This window comes from Pseudomonas sp. NPDC087612 (genome assembly GCF_044743505.1).
In the GTDB taxonomy this organism is placed as follows: Bacteria; Pseudomonadota; Gammaproteobacteria; order Pseudomonadales; family Pseudomonadaceae; genus Aquipseudomonas.
This window is the reverse complement of the sequence record NZ_JBIUWO010000012.1, coordinates 161,815-178,575: the sequence shown is the minus strand read 5'-3', so window position 1 is coordinate 178,575 and position 16,761 is coordinate 161,815. Positions and strand designations below refer to the sequence as shown.

Annotated in this window: 9 protein-coding genes; 1 reads left to right on the top strand and 8 read right to left on the bottom strand. The window is 63.7% G+C overall.

All coding sequences use genetic code 11. The annotated features are described in order from the left end of the window. The first annotated feature begins 45 nt into the window (after window positions 1-45). Window positions 46-4,557, top strand: a complete 4,512-nt coding sequence (locus ACIOVF_RS23680; RefSeq protein WP_401292831.1) for a hypothetical protein — start codon at window positions 46-48, stop codon at window positions 4,555-4,557. A 41-nt stretch (window positions 4,558-4,598) separates the two neighbouring features. On the opposite strand, the gene ACIOVF_RS23675 is transcribed toward ACIOVF_RS23680, so the two are convergent. From ACIOVF_RS23675 to ACIOVF_RS23640, 8 genes are all read right to left on the bottom strand, one after another. Next, entirely contained in the window at window positions 4,599-5,372 is a 774-nt protein-coding gene (locus ACIOVF_RS23675; protein ID WP_010224326.1) for an enoyl-CoA hydratase, read from the bottom strand. A gap of 14 nt (window positions 5,373-5,386) precedes the next feature. Next, complete coding sequence (locus ACIOVF_RS23670; RefSeq protein ID WP_045202085.1) at window positions 5,387-6,514, bottom strand: acyl-CoA dehydrogenase; 1,128 nt, start codon at window positions 6,512-6,514, stop codon at window positions 5,387-5,389. A gap of 8 nt (window positions 6,515-6,522) precedes the next feature. Further along, on the bottom strand, window positions 6,523-7,716 hold the full coding sequence (locus tag ACIOVF_RS23665; protein ID WP_401292827.1) for an acetyl-CoA C-acyltransferase: 1,194 nt from the start codon (window positions 7,714-7,716) through the stop codon (window positions 6,523-6,525). An 18-nt stretch (window positions 7,717-7,734) separates the two neighbouring features. Continuing rightward, complete coding sequence (locus ACIOVF_RS23660) at window positions 7,735-8,502, bottom strand: SDR family NAD(P)-dependent oxidoreductase (RefSeq protein ID WP_195883464.1); 768 nt, start codon at window positions 8,500-8,502, stop codon at window positions 7,735-7,737. A gap of 12 nt (window positions 8,503-8,514) precedes the next feature. Beyond that, window positions 8,515-10,167: an AMP-binding protein gene (locus tag ACIOVF_RS23655; RefSeq protein WP_195883463.1), complete on the bottom strand. Its 1,653-nt coding sequence runs from the start codon at window positions 10,165-10,167 to the stop codon at window positions 8,515-8,517. A gap of 133 nt (window positions 10,168-10,300) precedes the next feature. Continuing rightward, window positions 10,301-14,677: an NEL-type E3 ubiquitin ligase domain-containing protein gene (locus tag ACIOVF_RS23650; RefSeq protein ID WP_401292823.1), complete on the bottom strand. Its 4,377-nt coding sequence runs from the start codon at window positions 14,675-14,677 to the stop codon at window positions 10,301-10,303. Window positions 14,678-14,721: 44 nt separating this feature from the next. After that, entirely contained in the window at window positions 14,722-15,759 is a 1,038-nt protein-coding gene (locus tag ACIOVF_RS23645; RefSeq protein ID WP_213601957.1) for an AraC family transcriptional regulator, read from the bottom strand. A 73-nt stretch (window positions 15,760-15,832) separates the two neighbouring features. After that, window positions 15,833-16,696, bottom strand: coding sequence for a LysR substrate-binding domain-containing protein (locus ACIOVF_RS23640; RefSeq protein ID WP_401292819.1), 864 nt, complete (start codon window positions 16,694-16,696; stop codon window positions 15,833-15,835). Between the last annotated feature and the right edge of the window lie 65 nt (window positions 16,697-16,761).

The following is a 16,761-nucleotide window of genomic DNA, read 5'->3' as shown; positions in this document are numbered from 1 at the left end:
TGCGCACGTCATATGGAGCCTCCCTTTTTTTGGAAGCCTCGCCAGATGACCGCCTCGTCCCCCCATCAGTCCATCGCCGAACAGGCCACCTTGAGCTGCGCGGTAGCCAAGCGTTTCGTCAAGCGCCCCGCCCTGCTCGAAGTCGCCGGGCAGCTTCTGCTTGAGCATTGGGACCAGCGGGGGCTGTCACTGCAGCACAACCCGCTGACGCTTTATCTGATCAGCCAGCACGGCGCGCAGGTGCATGTCCGCCAGTTGCCGCAAGTGCTGATCGAGCGCTATTGCCTGGGCAGTACCTTGAACCTGGACAGCAACGAAGATTGTCTGAGCCGGTATCCTCAACAAGGCCACGACGCACTGCTCGATGTCGACCTGCACGCCCTTGAGCTGCTGATCAACGAGTGTGGCCCGTTGATCCTTGAAGCCTTCCTGCAGGCGCTGGTCGAGTTCTGGAGCCAGAGTGACGAGCGCGGTGAAACACCCTGGGGCTGGTATGCCGGCTACCTGCAAAGGCTGATGAAAGACGCTATCGAGATAGCCCTGAGCGCCGGCACGCTGAGCGCCGACCAAGCGGCGAGCGCCGGGGTCGTTACCGCGTTTCCAACTGCGCAACAACGCAGCAGCTACGCCAACCTGCAGGGCTACAGCGTCCAGCAACTGACAGTCGACCTGACCTCGGCCCAGGTCATTGATGCCGACCTGTCCAGCGCTTTACTGATCGAGGATTTCCCCGACCCACCAAAGCCTCAAGTGACGGTCCTGTTTACCCTGGTAGGTGCGCTGGCGCCCTTCGAGTCCCCCCAGGGCTTGCTCGACATGCTCGCCAGAAGCTGGCCACGATCGTTGCTTGGCGCAGCGCCACCCACGCAATTCACCCCGACAAGCACCTCGGCGTTCGAAGTCCAGGCAGGCGGATTTCTCAAGCAACAATTGCGCTTGATCGAAATCATCGCCCTGGCTTCAAGAACCCATGAGCAAGCGCAAGCACTCAATGCCACCCTTGATCGCTCCACCTCGATGCTGGACCTGTGTACGGCCGAGGAACTGGAACGCCAGAACAAGATCGCGCTCCTGTTGCCGGCCTGGCTCCTCGACAGTGAACTGGCCATTCGCTACAGCACCTTGTTGATCAATCAGGCCCAAGCCAACAAAGAGGCCGGCGGCAAAACCTGGCGTGATGAAATCGATACCGCCGAAGCATTCGCCTGCAAGGTCCTGGACGCGAGGATCGCGCAGGATCACCCCGGCGCAGGCTTTAACGCCGAGGACGTGTTGATCAGCAATCGCCAGGTCATTGCCAGCGCCATCCCCGGGCAGGGCAGCCTGATCACCGATGGCGCCATCAAGGTCGTCAGCTTTTCCCTTGCACAGCTGGCCATCGACAACCTCGGCGTGTTGGCAGCAGGCACCGTGCGCGTGCACCTGGTCAACGGCGCCCAACTGCCGGAGTGGATGAATGAGCACTATGTTCGATCCTTGGTACGTGAACTGGATATGGGTGCGATGTATCCGCAGACCTTGCAACACCAGCTTCTGGATGAACCTGCGCAGTTTCAAACCAGGCAAACGCTGTTCTGCACACAGCTAAAAACCCAGCTACCGCTGCTGGCGCTGGAGCTGCATCTGCGTGACAAGCGTCTGAGCCTGGCCGCGTGCCAGGCGGTGGATGCGCTGTTTGGCCTGGCAGAGCCGGGCATTTGGGTGCTGCGCCCGCTGGCCCTGTTGCGCTCAACCGGTGCTACGGGCGATACATTGCTCAATGCCTGGCTAATCGAAACGAGTGACGTCAGGCAGGGCCCCTGCGTGCTTTATCGGCCATTGCATAGCGAACCGTTGCTGGAGTTTCACGACCGGATTGCTCTGTTCGATGCCTTCGCCAGCAGCGGCCCATTGCAGGATGACCTGCTCGAGCGCCTGCCCGAACATACGCGCCCGATCTATGCCAATGGCGGCCTGCGCGAACCGCATATCCACCGCTTTGTTCCCGGTGCCGAGTTCGAACGGCTGCAGACACCGGCACCTGCCCGTCTGGATATGGCCCTGGCCAAAGGCGCAGTACACAAGCTTATCTACCAGGCCAGTGCCCGGGAGCTGGTCGAACGGGCCAGGCGCCACTCGACCAGCAGCGCACAGTCGCGCTGGGACGCCTGGAAGCAACTGGGATGGTTGATGTTCAACACCTTACTGCCCTTGTTCGAGGGTGGCGTCGCCAAGGTTGCCTGGATGATCCAGGTCATCGACAGTGCCAAGCGCCTGCTCGAGAGCGATGAAAAGGCCAGCCCCGGCAAGCATCGCCAAGCGTTCGCCGACTTGCTGGTCAACATCGCCATGGTCCTTTTCGTGCACGCCACCCGCCGCCTGGGCATCAAACCCGAGACGCCGGCGCAGCCTGGCGATGGGCCAGAGCCGGTCAGCGTTCCCAGCACCCAGGTACTGCCGGCGCCACAGGCCGAACTGAACTTCAGTTGGGCACGTCCCGACCACCAGCTGACGACGCAACAAAAACTCCAGCTTGAGCGCCTGGCCAGCCCGCTGGCACCCTCCATGCTCGGTAGCCCCATTGCCACTGGCGCACTGCAGGGCCTTTACCTGCACAACGAGCAACTGTACTTCGCCCAGGGTACTCACGCCTACCCCGTGCAATACGATGCCGGCGTCAAGCAGCCTCGCATCGTTAGCGGACCATGGCTGAGAAGAGACGAAGCCCGGCACTGGACGCTCGATCTGCGTTTGCGCCTGCGCGGTGGCCAGCCGCTGCGCAATCGCCTCACGTCTGCCGACCTGCAGCAGGCGATCGACACCCTGGATGAGACATTACGCACCCAGCAAAGCGCCGCCCTGGCCAGCCAACAGCGGCTGCACAATTTTGCCCGGCAGATCAGCGACGACACTGACCCGCGCATCCTGCAAGGCTACCTGGACAAGATGGAAGCGCTGTCACAGGACTTTGAACAACACCTGCGGACACTGCACGAGCGCAATGAAAAGCGCCCGCTCAATCAATACAAAACCCTGCGGGCAAAAGCCCTGTTTGAACGGGCGCGTTGCGAACTGTCCGTGATTGCGACCCTGGGCAAACTGTACAAACCGTTGCGCCAGCGCTTTGTCCAGACGGTGAAAGACGCCGAAGGCGCCTTGCCTGATGCAGGTACGCACGAACATTCATTGCAAACCAGCCTGCTCGACCAGGTTGATCCCTTGATCGGCAAGTTGATCGACCATCACCAAACCCTTACCGCCACCCGCGAGCATCTGCACAAGCTGTCCAGCATTCGCCAACCCACAATCCAGGTGATGGAACTGAGCCTCGACGAACCGGCCATCCGCCCCGCATCGCGGCTGTATTGGTACACCCTGCGCAGCGAAGTGCTGAGTAATCGCTTGCGGCTGGTGGAGACAGACGAAGACTCCAGCGAAAGCGATTACTGGCTCGAGCACAGTTGGCGCAATATCGAGCAGGGCATGCTGCAACGCATGAACTTGCTGGCACTGAGCCGCGAGGAGATAGAAGTTCATGCCCGGGTGCTGGACAACATCCAGCGCCACTTCGATACCGCGCTGCGCCAGCTGGGTAACCTGAAGCGTTTGCTGCCCGGGCAGCAAGCCGCCAATAGCCTGGTGTCCAGGCTCGAAACCGACATGGCACTGATGCTCAAGGAAACCCGCGCCGACCTTGCCGAATACCCGCAGCCACTGCTTGAGCGCAGCAGCCTGCGTCAATTGCACCGGCAAGTGCCGGGGCTGATCGAAACCCGCGATGAAGGCGTGCTGCTGGGGCAACAGCGGCGCAACAGTGAAGGTATCGTCGACATTCACAACCCGCAGGATGACAGCGTCCGCGCGTCCTACCGAGAAGACCCGCAGACAGGTAGCTGGGAGCCCTTGGCTGTCGAACAAGCGCTACTGCCAGAGGTCGCAGACGCCGAGCTGAGCGCTTTGCTGAGGGAAGGCATGCGCCTTGCGGCACTCGCCAGGCAAGACATCCAGCGCCTCAAGCGCCAGGGTAAAAGCACCTACTTGCCGGTCGAGATTGAGGAGATCGCCGAACGCCGACAACGGTCACTGCTCGCTCAGCGTCAAGCCATCGAACGCGCCCTGACCCGAAGCAACCAGACCGATCAGGCCGCCGACAACACCGATGCTGCCTTGCAGATCAAGTTGCTGGATGACGTCGCCAATGAACTGTTACAGACCGGCGCGCAACTGAGGACAGAGGCGGCCCTGGCGCAAGCGCCGAGCATGCGCGAACTGGAGTACCTGCTGGGCAAGGGCCAAGTGAAACTCAAGCGCCTGGTCAGGCGCAAGCCGCTGGCCAGCACCCGGGACTGGGCCCAGGAGTACCTGGACGAGTACGTGGTGCTGCACGCCAACAAACCCTTGTGGTATGCGCACTTTCACTACGCGGCCGAGAACACCCCGGTCGACGACTTCAAGGCCGCACACCTGAAACTTGCCAGTCAGCGCTATGACCGCGGGCAGTTCGTCGAAGGCAACAAGGTGGTGCACCGCGGGCCGATAAGCCTGGCGGCGGCCCGGCAATGGTTCTTCAAGGAGTGATGCAGTAAAAAACGGGCGCTGGCAGCAGCGCCCGATCCATTTCAACGATCCTTGAACTGCGCCTCACGCTTGGCGATGAACGCCGCCATGCCTTCCTTCTGGTCTTCGGTGGCGAAGGCCGCATGGAATACCCGGCGCTCGAAGCGCACGCCTTCGGCCAGGTTGACCTCGAACGCGCGGTTGACGCTTTCCTTGACCATCATGGTCATCGGGATCGACTTGCTGGCGATGGTCGCCGCCACCTTCAGCGCTTCTTCCAGCAGCTCGGCTTGCGGCACCACACGCGCCACCAGTCCGGCACGCTCGGCTTCCTCGGCGCCCATCAGACGCCCGCTCAGGCACAGCTCCATGGCCTTGGCCTTGCCTACGGCGCGGGTCAGGCGCTGGGTACCGCCCATGCCCGGCAGCACACCGAGATTGATTTCCGGCTGGCCGAACTTGGCGTTGTCGGCGGCGAGGATGAAGTCGCACATCATCGCCAGCTCGCAGCCGCCGCCCAGGGCAAAACCCGACACCGCGGCAATGATCGGCTTGCGCCGGTTGGCAATGCGGTCTGCGTCGCTGAACAGGTCATCGACGTAGATCTGCGGGTAGCGCAGGTCGGCCATTTCCTTGATGTCGGCGCCAGCGGCGAAGGCCTTGGCGGAGCCTGTCAGCACCACGCAACCGATGTTCGGGTCGGCTTCGAGCTGGTCCAGGGCCTGGTTGATCTCGCCGACGATCTGCGCGTTCAGGGCATTGAGCGCCTGTGGGCGGTTGAGGGTGATCAGGCCGACTTTGCCGTGGATGTCCAACAGAATGGTTTCAAATGACATGCAAGCTGCTCCCTTCAAAGATTGCGCGCAATGACCATGCGCTGAATATCGCTGGTGCCTTCGTAGATCTGGCAGACCCGCACATCGCGGTAGATGCGCTCCAGCGGAAAGTCGCTCAGATAGCCATATCCGCCGAGGGTCTGCAAGGCATCCGAACAGACCTTTTCGGCCATTTCCGAGGCGAAAAGCTTGGCCATCGAGGCTTCGACCAGCGCCGGACGCCCGGCATCGCGCAGCGCCGCGGCATGCAGCACCATCTGCCGGGCCACGGCAACGCGGGTGGCCATGTCAGCCAGGCGAAAAGCCACGGCCTGGTGTTCGATCAATGGCTTGCCGAAGCTTTCGCGCTCGCGCGCATAGTCACGTGCTACCTCGAAGGCGGCGCGGGCCATGCCCACCGACTGCGAGGCAATGCCGATACGCCCGCCTTCAAGGTTGGCCAGGGCGATCTTGTAGCCTTCGCCCTCCTCGCCGAGGCGGTTGGCCACCGGCACGCGCAGATTTTCAAAGACGATCTGGCAGGTGTCGGAGGCGTGCTGGCCGAGTTTGTCCTCGACCCGTGCCACCTGGTAACCCGGCGAGTCGGTGGGCACGATGAAGGCGCTGATGCCGCGCTTGCCGGCCTCGGGGTCGGTTACCGCAAACACTATCACCACCCCGGCGTTCTGCCCGGAGGTGATGAACTGCTTGCAGCCGTTGAGCACGTAGTGATCGCCATCGCGGCGGGCGCGAGTCTTCAGGCTGCTGGCATCGGAGCCGGCTTGCGGCTCGGTCAGGGCGAAGGCGCCAAGCATGGCGCCGCTGGCCAGCGGGGTGAGGAACTGCTGCTTCTGCTGCTCGCTGCCGAACTTGAGAATCGGCACGCAACCCACCGAGTTGTGCACGCTCATGATCGTCGAGCAGGCGCCATCGCCTGCGGCAATTTCTTCCAGGGCCATGGCGTAGGCCACGTAGCCGGTATCGCTGCCGCCCCACTGTTCCGGCACCAGCATGCCGAACAGGCCCAGTTCGGCCATCTCCTGGATGGCTTCTTTGGGGAAGCGGTGTTCGCGGTCCCACTGCTCGGCAAACGGGCGCAGGCGCTCCTGGGCGAACTGACGCACCGCGTCGCTGATTTGCTGTTGTTCGTCATTGATTAGCATGGTGCACCTCAGTACAGACACTCGACGGCCATGGCCGTGGCTTCACCACCGCCGATGCAGATGGCGGCAATGCCGCGATGCAGGCCTTTGCGGCGCAGGGCTGCCAGCAAGGTGACCAGGATACGTGCACCGGAAGCACCGATCGGGTGGCCCAGGGCGCAGGCGCCACCATGCACGTTGACCTTGTCGTGCGGCAGGTCGAGGTGCTTCATCGCCGCCAGGGTGACTACGGCAAAGGCTTCGTTGATCTCGAACAGATCGACCTCTGCCAGGTTCCAGCCGGTGCGTTTGATCAGTTTGTCGATAGCACCGATCGGGGCGCTGGGGAACAGCGCCGGGGTGTCGGCGAACGCCGCGTGGCCATGGATCACCGCCAGCGGTTTCAAACCTTGCTTTTCGGCCTGGGAGCGGCGCATCAGCACCAGCGCCGCCGCGCCATCGGAGATGGAGCTGGAGTTGGCCGCGGTCACCGTGCCGCCTTCGCGAAAGGCCGGCTTAAGCTGCGGGATCTTGTCCAGGCGGGCCTTGGGCGGCTGCTCGTCGTCGCTGACCAGGCGCTGGGTCTTGCCCTCGGTCACTTCGACCGGGACGATTTCGCTGGCAAAACTGCCGTCCTTGATCGCCTGCTGAGCGCGGGTCAACGAGGCGATGGCGAAATCGTCCTGCTGCTGGCGGGTAAAGCCATTGCTTTCGGCGCAGTCCTCGGCAAAGGTGCCCATCAGCCGGCCCTTGTCGTAGGCGTCTTCCAGACCGTCGAAGAACATGTGGTCGATGATCTTGCCATGGCCCATGCGATAACCGCTGCGGGCTTTGTCCAGCAGGTAAGGGGCGTTGGACATGCTCTCCATGCCGCCGGCCACCACCACCTCGGCACTGCCGGCCAGCAGCAGGTCGTGGGCCATGATCGCCGCCTGCATGCCCGAGCCGCACATCTTGTTGAGGGTGGTGCAGGTGGTACCCTTGTTCAGGCCGGCGCCCAACGCCGCCTGGCGCGCCGGGGCCTGGCCCAGGCCTGCCGGCAGCACGCAGCCGAACAGCACTTGTTCGACGCTGTCGGGGGCAACACCTGCGCGCTCGACGGCGGCGCGAATGGCGGCAGCGCCCAGTTGCGGTGCGGTGAGGCTTTTCAGCTCGCCCTGCAGGCCGCCCATGGGCGTGCGCACGGCGCTGACGATTACGATCGGATCATTGGCGAGGGTCATGTTTGAGTGCTCCTGAAATTACTTGGCGGCCATGCGCAAGGCGCCGTCGAGACGGATCACCTCACCGTTGAGCATGCTGTTTTCAATGATGTGGCGGGCCAGCGCGGCGTACTCCTGCGGGCGCCCCAGGCGTGGCGGGAACGGCACGCCGGCGGCCAGCGAGTCGCGCACTTCCTGGGTCATACCGGCCATCATCGGGGTTTCGAAAATGCCCGGGGCGATGGTCATCACGCGGATGCCGAAGCGCGCCAGCTCACGGGCCGCCGGCAAGGTCAGGCTGGCAATCGCGCCCTTGGAGGCGGCATAGGCGGCCTGGCCGATCTGGCCGTCATAGGCGGCAATCGAGGCGGTGTTGATGATCACCCCGCGTTCACCGTCAGCGCCCGCCTCGCCTTCGGCCATGGCCGCAGCGGCCAGGCGCAGCAGGTTGAAGCTGCCGATCAGGTTGACGTTGATCACCCGGCTGAAGCTTTCCAGGCCATGCGGGCCGTTCTTGCCCAGGACCTTCTCGGCGCCGACGATACCGGCGCAGTTGATCAGCCCGTGGATATTGCCGAAGGCGGCAACCGCCGCATCGATCGCGGCCTGGGCGGCGGCTTCCTGGCTGATGTCGGCCACCGCGAAGTGCGCCCTGGTGCCCAGCTCGCGGGCTTTGGCGGCGACCGCTTCGGCATTGAGGTCGACCAGCATGACCTGGGCACCGGCCTCGATGAGCATCTGCGCGGTGGCAGCGCCTAGCCCGGAAGCGGCGCCGCTGACGATGAAGTTGTTATTGGCAATCTGCATGATGTTGGTTCCTCAGGCGCTGGCGGTCGACGCGAGCGCGGCCTGTTGTTTGGCTATTTCCTGATTGCGCAGGATGAAACGTTGCAGCTTGCCGCTCGGCGTCTTGGGCAGCTCGCTGACAAATTCGATTTCCCGTGGGTAGGCGTGGGCATACAGGCGCTGACGCACGTGCTGCTTGAGGGCCTCGGCCAGTGCTTCGCTCGGCTCTTGGCCTTTGGCCAGCACCACGAATGCCTTGATCAGCTCGGTCCGCTCCGGGTCCGGTTTGCCCACCACCGCGGCTTCGATCACCGCCGGATGTTCGATCAGCGCGCTCTCGACATCGAACGGGCCGACCCGGTAGCCGGAGGTGGTGATCACGTCATCGCTGCGGCCGACAAAGCTGATGCTGCCGTCGTCGTTGAGCTCGACGGTGTCGCCGCTCAGGTAGTACTTGCCGACGAACGCCTTGGTCGGCAAACCCTGGTAGCCGGCAAACCAGCACAGCGGCGACTGCTCGCGGTCGACAGCGAGAATGCCCGGCTGCCCCGGCGGCAGTTCGTTGTGTTGTTCATCGAGCACGACGATGCGGTGACCGGGGATGGCGAAGCCGGCAGAGCCCAGGTGCACCGGGTGCTGCAGCCCATGGTGGTTGCACAGGACCATGCCCAGTTCGGTCTGCCCGTAATGGTCGTGAATGGTCACGCCCAGCTCGTCGGCAAACCAGCGGATCACCTGCGGGTTAAGTGGCTCGCCGGCGCTGCTGAGCACCCGCAGGCGGCCCTTGATCGGCGCGCTGAACTCGCTACCAGCGGCGATCAGCAGGCGGTAGGCCGTCGGCGAGCCGGCCAGGTTGCTGATGGCGTACTTGTTGATGACCCGGCAGGTGCTCTCGACGCTGAACGGCCCATCGAAAAACGTGGTGGCATGGCCCAGGGCAAGCGGACCGGTCACGGCGTAATAAAGCCCGTAGGCCCAGCCCGGATCGGCGAGGTTCCAGAAGCTGTCTTCAGGGCGCAGGTCGATGGCATCGCGCATGTAGCCCTGGAAGGCGACGATGGCCCGCAGCGGCACTTCCAGCGGCTTGGCCGGGCCGGTAGTGCCGGAGGTGAACATCAGCAGGAACGGTGCCTCGGCCCCCAGCAGCACCGGCTCGCAGTGATCACTGGCCAGCGCCAGTGCGCTGTGAAAGTCGATATCGCCGGAGCCTGGCGCAGCGCCCACGCAGATGACCGTCGGGCAGCCATGCACGTCGTCGAGCTTGCTGCGATTATGCGGTTCAGTGACGACTACCTTGGCTGCGGACTGCTCCAGCCGGTGCTCGATGGCCTTGGGCCCGAATGCGGTAAACAGCGGCTGATACACCGCCCCCAGGCGCCAGGTGGCCAGTACCGTGATCAGCAGCTCGGCCGTACGCGGCATCAACCCGGCAACCCGGTCGCCGACGCCCACACCCTGGGCCCTGAGCACATTGGCCAGGCGCGCGGCAGAATGTTGCAGTTGCTCGAAGCTGTAGCGCGCGCTGCTGCCGTCGCGGCCTTCCCAGTTCAGGGCAATACGATTGCCGCCGACATGCCGGTCGCAGCACTCGACGCAGGCATTGAGTGCCTCAAGGTTGCCTTGCAGGGCAGCCGCAGCGGTGTGCAGGTAGTCAAACCCTTGCGCCGCGGCGCGGTAATCACGCATCGCCAGACTCCTCGTTTGTTATTGTTGGAATAAAACGATTGGTCTGAAGATAGTCGCGCCAGAGCTGGCGCGGGACAATGGCCAAAGCTGTCAAAGTGGATGACTGGTTTGGCCGCTGGCCCTGACGCGACCACTAACTCTCGGCTTTTGTGACAAGCAAGGGCTTGGTCAGCGCCACAATCAAGGCCTGTACCTTCTCGGCGCGCTCGACCGCCAGCACATCTACTGCTGCCTCGTCGCCCCCTGCCCTGTCGGTCAATTCCTGCAGCCGATCGACGAAGGGCTCTTCAACCTCCGCGAACGATTGCGGATAAGTGTCACGCAGGTAATTGACCCAGAAATCCCGGGAAGCGATGAAGTCCAGCAGTTCATCTCCGGCTTCAGCTGTGCGTACTGTCCTGGCCGCGTCGTCGAGCTGACGCGAGGTTACCCCCGCCACCCCGCCAAACTGCATGTAACGTGGCTGGCCGGGCAGGTCCAGGGTCTCGGCCAGACCAACCCGATAGGCCAGGCTGACCTCCACCTCGTCGACGCCCAGGCCGCTGGCCTGACGCGCATGGATATCCTCCCGGGCAACCTGCTTGACACGCTCAAGGCGAAACAAGCGCCTGGCCACCCCAAGCAAGCGGCTGGCCTGGTTTTCCGAGCCAGGCTGCTGCTCGGCTTGCCACAAGAAGTAACCCACTTCGAGGTTACTGAAGCAATCCGAAACGCTGTCGACGCAGGTCCTCGGTGCCGAGGCCAGCTTGAACAGGGTCGAACGCAGTGTCTGGCTGTCTACCGCCTCTTCGACAAGGGCCCAGACCCGCCGGCTCAGGTCCTCGCGGTTCATCCGGTAGTCTGCAGTGCCGGTCAGCTCGCCGAGCAGACGCAGAAAACCTGCGCTGCCCTCTGCCCGTGCGAGATCATCCCATTGCCCCGCTCGCACTTCGTACACCCGCTCATCCAGGGTGGCCAGCCAAAGCGCACGAGCATCGACCGGCAGCTCGTGCTCATCCTCTTCTGGCAACTGCATGCCATCGAGCTCGGCCAGGCGTTGCCAGGTCGCCTGCGCCAGGGGATTGCCCTGCAAGTAAATGGCGTCACGGATCACCCCAGGGGTATGGAAAAAGCGCTCGGGCAAGGTGGCGATCAGATTGTTGCGCAAGTCGGCCTGCTCCAGGAACGGTCGGCTGAGCAACCCGCGCGGCAAGGCTTGCATGCCGGTGTTGCGCAAGCTCAGTTCGCGCAAACGGTGCAAAGGCCGCAGGTTGAGGTTGCGCCGCAGCGGGTTGTTGTCCAGCACCAACATGCGCAGTTGGTTCAACCGGGCCAGTGCATCGACATCCATGGCCTGCAGGGCGATGTGGTTATGTTCCAGCCTGAGGGTGCGCAACGCCGACATGTGCTCAAGACCGGACGGCAACTGGTCAAAAAAGTTGTTGCTCAGGTTCAGCCAGCGAGTGTTCGAAAACGCCCGGAAAAACGACGCAGGCAGCCTGCGCATACGCATGCCGACCATGACCACATCGACCACATGAGCAAAGCTGATCTCGCCCGGCAGATTGGGAAAGGTCGGGATATGCCGGCCAACAATGCTCAGGCGATAACCCTGGAGAATCCCGTTCGCGTCAATGATCGGCTCGCTTTGACGACGCCAGCAGTGGCGCAGCGCTTCGGCCACGCGATTACGTGGCGACAACAACACCGTAGCGCTACCACTGGCTTGCGCAGGCGCTACGGCCTCCCAGGTGCTCAGCGTCTGATCGAGCACCTGATACTCCTGCTCGAGCCGCTGCAACGCCAGCAGCACTGAAGAGCCACTTTCGCGCAGACGGGCGATAAAGGCTTCGCGCTGCTCGGCATCAAGGCCGGGAAACAAGGCACACAAGCGGTTGTTGATGCTTTGCGCCATCGCCTGCGCAGCCCCTCGGCCACTCAGCAGATACCCTACGCGGCCATCTGCCAGGCGATGTCCCGGGTTGAACCAGCGCCGGATCGGCACCAGGCCCAGAACCCCTTCCAGTTCGCTGGCAGCGACCGGCAGCTGGGCAATCAGGTCCGCGCGCATTTGCCCAAGCGCATGCGGCCCTTGCCATCCCAGGCCTTCACGCTGGGCATCATTCAACGAAGCGGCAATCACCTGTAGCAATCCCCCGCTCAGTTCGACGTCCTCAGCGCCATCTGGCTGATCGCCGTAGAGCTGGTAAACGCCTTGCTGGTGGACGATGACCCTGAGCAGCCCAGGGCTGTCTTCGGGCTTCAGCCGGTCGAGCAAACGGCTGTAGGGAAAGCGGTCATGCAACGCCAGGTTCACCTCTTGCGGCCACCCCGGCAAACGCCGGAGTGCATAGAACACCAGGTGAGCGCTGTCCAGCGAACCGCCGTAGCCAAGATATAGACCTTCACGGGCGCGAGTCAGCTGCGCCACCCGAGCCAGCATCCGCGCTTGTTCCGCCAGCCCCAGGGGTACGCGCGCCTCGGCTGCCAGCAGTGCGCGCGCTTCATCGCTGGCCTGTGCAAGCAAGGCCAGGCCATAGGCGTCGGGTAAGGTGGGGAAGTCCCGCTGGAGCGTTGCCAGCAGCGGGTCGTCAGGCAAGTACCGTGTAGAAAGCGACACGCCGTGCTGGTGCTGGGCGAAGCGCTCAAGGGTGTCGCGCAGGCCTATCGGCATCCGGCGGTTTTCCACCAGTAACCCGCGCAGCTCATCTTCATCGATAGCCGCCACCTGCAACAGCGCACTCACCTCGCTCACGCTCATCAGCCCGGCAGCGGGCCACAGGCGTTCGAGCAGATGCGACTGGCCCTGCCAGGCCAGCGGCCACTCATCACGCAAGCGCCAGGCGCGTTCGCCGTTGAACTCGACGACCGGCCCGTACGCGCCGGCACGTTGCTGATGAACCAGGCGCCACGGACCTTGCTGCGGTACCCGACGGACTTCGTAGACCGCCCCGCGTAGCGGCAGGTAACTGCGCCCGTCGGCCAGGTGCAGGCCGCTATCGGTCAAGCGCGAGCCGGCGGGAATGCGCCCCAGCTGGTAAAGGCGCAGATCCCGGCGCCATAAGCGCGGCTGATTGCTTTCGAGGGTGACCGGTAACAGTGACTGGACAAAATCGCTGCGCTTGAACGCTCTGCCGACACTATGGATACCCGCCCCCAGCGCTACCGTCACCGCCACAGTCTGGGCAACACCGAGCAGATGCTCGAGTGCTTCGCCGCGATGCCCGCGCAGCCAGTCTTCGGCCCCTTCGAACACCTCGCTCAAGGTCTGCAGTGCAAGATGCCCGAGCAACAACCCACCCACAGCGGGAACGAACAGGCCGACCAGGTTGAGTGCCGTCCAACCGGCCGCAGCCAGATCAGAACGCCACGCTCGGGTCGCCGCACTGTCGACATCGGCGGTCGGCACCGCCAGTACCCGGGCATCGGCTTTGATCCGTGCCAGTTGCAATTGACAGAGACCGGTGAACAGATCACCACGCAGGAGCGTGCCCGCCAGGTCCAGGTCAACGCTTGAGTCGGTGATTCTGGTTGCCAGCAACAGGGCAAAACCGGCACGTTGCTGCAAACCGATCAGCGCACTGAAGTAGGCGCGATACGACTCGGACCCCTTGAGCGACTCAGCCAGTGCCACGTTGAAGGCAAACCAGGAGCGGTAACTGCGCAAAGGCTGCTGCCGATCGGTCGGCAAATACACCAACAACCCGCGAATCAGGCTGGCCTCGGTCCAGCGCAAAGCCCCTTGCGGCGGTTCGCCGCGCACTTCGAATACCACCGCGCCACTGACCTGGCAGTTCAGCGCATTCAGTTGATAAATACGTACTTCCAACCCGCCATGGCTGACCTGGGATGCGCCCGAGACGACTTGCTCGAGCATCTGGTAGGCCAGCGCATCGATCTGCCCGCGCAAATGAGCGAGGCGCGCAGCCACTTGCAGGGCCAGGCGCTTTTCCTCGGCCAGGTCCTGCTCAGCCGGCGCGAAGACATCCTCCAGATGCTGCTGGAAACGCCTGCCTACATCGAGCTCACGGCAGACGCTGGCCACTTTCTCGGGCGTATCGACCAGCACTGTCTCGAGCTCGCCCGCGGTGACGATCGCTGTCCCGGCATAGTAGCTGCTGGCGGCTGTCTGGCGAGCGCCAAAGCCTTGCAGCAGGCGTTGCATCAAGGGCTGGGTGAGCAGAATCGTATCATCGCTAGGCAGCCCGATACCCTGGCTTGGCTTGAAGTCGCGCAGTACTTCACGCCACTGGTCGCTATCGAGATTGCCCTGGTAGTTGAGCTTGTCGTGCAGTGCGTCTGCCAGCAACGGTTTGGCAAAAGCATCAATGGCCTGGAGTTCATCCAGGGTTGCGTGGACGGCTTGCTGGCTGTGCCGAAGCCTTGCGAAATCGTCGCGCAAATCATTGATCTGCTCGACGGAGGCGGTTTTAAGCCAGTCAGGCAGGATTTGACCGATGAATTCATCGGTCACCCCGGGCTGGGTGATCGCAGGCGGTGTGGCTGGGGATCGGGCGGCAGGGTTAGGCACGTTCAAGGTCCTGGGGGAATGGCAGTCCTCCAGCCTAGAAACGCTTAACCATCACTGGCAGCATGAGGCGTTTCACCCTGGCCGATCAATGCCCGATAATGGCCCGGGTTGCAGCCATACCACTTGCGAAAGGCCTTGTAGAACGAGCTGCTGTCAGCAAACCCCAGGCGCTCGGCGATTTCGGCGAAGCTTATCTGTTCCTGGGCCAGCCAGGCGATTGCCAGCTCCTTGCGTACACTGTCCTTGAGGCCCTGGTAGGTGGCGCCCTCCTCGGCCAGGCGTCGACGCAGGGTCGAGGCCGATATGCACAGTTGCTGGGCCTGGGCCTCGGTTTCCGGCCAATCACCGGCGGGAAGCTGGCGCAGCGATTCCTTGATCCGCCGCGCCAGGCTCGCCGGGTCGCGGTACTTGACCAGAATATTGGCCGGCGCCTCGGCCAGAAAGCGCTGCAACTCTTCAGGCGTGCGCTTGAGCGGCAGGTCCAGGCAATCGGCGGCAAAGATCATCCGCGTGCGTGGCCGGTCAAACTGCAGGTTCTCCGAGAACATCACCCGGTAATCGTCGCAAAACGGCGGCTCGGCGCACCGCAGCTCAATGGCCAGGATCGGGATGCGCCGCCCGGCCAGCCAGCAGGCGACGCCATGCACAATCATCCAGAAGGTGAAGTAGGTGAAGGCCCGGCGCGGCTCATCCCGTGGCTCGCCGATGACGATCTCCGCCAGGCTTTGCTGGCGCACCAGCGCCGGCTGCAGGTGCTCGAGCATCAGCCCGAGAAACGCCAGGGCGCTTTCAAGCCCGGCGCCCAACGTCGGCTGGGCCATGGACGAGCGGCACACAAAGGCCAGGCTGCCCGTGCGCAGGCCACGCGGGTCCATGCAGAAGAACTCATCGTGGCAACGACGAGCCAGCAGCCGCCAGAGCTGCGCGTAGGCCCCGGCGGGCACCCGCGCATCGGCCTGCTGCAACTGTTCGGGGTCGATCCCCACACGACTGAGCAGGGCCTGGCTCGCAGCGCCGGGGGCGCAGCTTTGCAGCAGCGCCTCGCGCACCAGTTGCATGGAGATGGTGTCTTTCTCCGCCATCAGCAGTCGTTCGCCTTGCCTGTAGTGTTTGCCCGCCATCTTAGGGGCCCGCCGGGAAAAAACCAGCCCCGCCTCATACCGCCGACGCCAGGCTGAGAAACGCCTGGATCAGGCGCAGTTCGCGGCGTCGCTCCAGGCAGCCGATCATGTGCTGGTTGATCAGCCCCGCTGCGCCGATGGGCCGCGCCACCACCCGCGGGTCATGGCTGATCTCCAGCGACGAAACGATACCGATGCCCAGCTCGGCCGCTACCGCTTCAGTCACCGCCTCACGGCTGTCGAGCTCCAGCAGCACGCGCGGCTGCACCTGGGCATCGCGGCAGGCCTGATCGAAGGTGCGGCGGGTAATCGAACTGGGTTCGCGCAGTACCATGATCTGCCGGTCCAGCTCGCCAAGGGGCAATTCCTCGGCGCTGGCCGCCCAGGCATGCCCGGCCGGCAGCAAGGCGCAGATCCGTGAATCGCCCAGGCTTTGCAGGTGCAGGCCCTTGCGCGACTCGACCTCGGTCATCACCGCGACATCGGCATGCTCGCTGAGCAGCGCCGCCAGGGTTTCCTGGGCGTTGCCCAGACGCAGGTTGACGGTGATCCCCGGATACCGCGCGCGCAGCTGCGCGAGCATCGGCATGACCCGGTGCGGGCCGTCGGCGGCCACTTCCAGGCGCCCGGTGAGCAACTGGCGGTTGGCCTCGAGCATCGCCTGGGCTTCTTCGGCAAGGCCAAACATCGCGCGGGTGATCGCCGCCAGGCGAATGCCCTCCTCGGTCAGCTCGACACGTCGCGCCGTGCGGCGCAGCAAGGTGATCTGGTAGTGCTCCTCAAGCGCCTTGACATGCCCGGTCACCGCCGGCTGGCTGATGAACAGACGGGCGGCGGCGCGGGTAAAACTGCCCTCACGGGCCACGGCATCGAAGGCGCGGAGCTGGAACAGGTTCATATCTATCGGCCTGACTTATGGCTGGCATAACAACAAACAATTTGATTGATAAGGCACGGAACTGC

Excerpts from the sequence above, each read along its gene's own strand:
- ACIOVF_RS23680 (WP_401292831.1), top strand. The coding sequence starts at position 46 with ATGACCGCCTCGTCCCCCCATCAGTCCATCGCCGAACAGGCCACCTTG.
- ACIOVF_RS23675 (WP_010224326.1), bottom strand. The coding sequence starts at position 5,372 with ATGTCATTTGAAACCATTCTGTTGGACATCCACGGCAAAGTCGGCCTG.
- ACIOVF_RS23670 (WP_045202085.1), bottom strand. The coding sequence starts at position 6,514 with ATGCTAATCAATGACGAACAACAGCAAATCAGCGACGCGGTGCGTCAG.
- ACIOVF_RS23665 (WP_401292827.1), bottom strand. The coding sequence starts at position 7,716 with ATGACCCTCGCCAATGATCCGATCGTAATCGTCAGCGCCGTGCGCACG.
- ACIOVF_RS23660 (WP_195883464.1), bottom strand. The coding sequence starts at position 8,502 with ATGCAGATTGCCAATAACAACTTCATCGTCAGCGGCGCCGCTTCCGGG.
- ACIOVF_RS23655 (WP_195883463.1), bottom strand. The coding sequence starts at position 10,167 with ATGCGTGATTACCGCGCCGCGGCGCAAGGGTTTGACTACCTGCACACC.
- ACIOVF_RS23645 (WP_213601957.1), bottom strand. The coding sequence starts at position 15,759 with ATGGCGGAGAAAGACACCATCTCCATGCAACTGGTGCGCGAGGCGCTG.
- ACIOVF_RS23640 (WP_401292819.1), bottom strand. The coding sequence starts at position 16,696 with ATGAACCTGTTCCAGCTCCGCGCCTTCGATGCCGTGGCCCGTGAGGGC.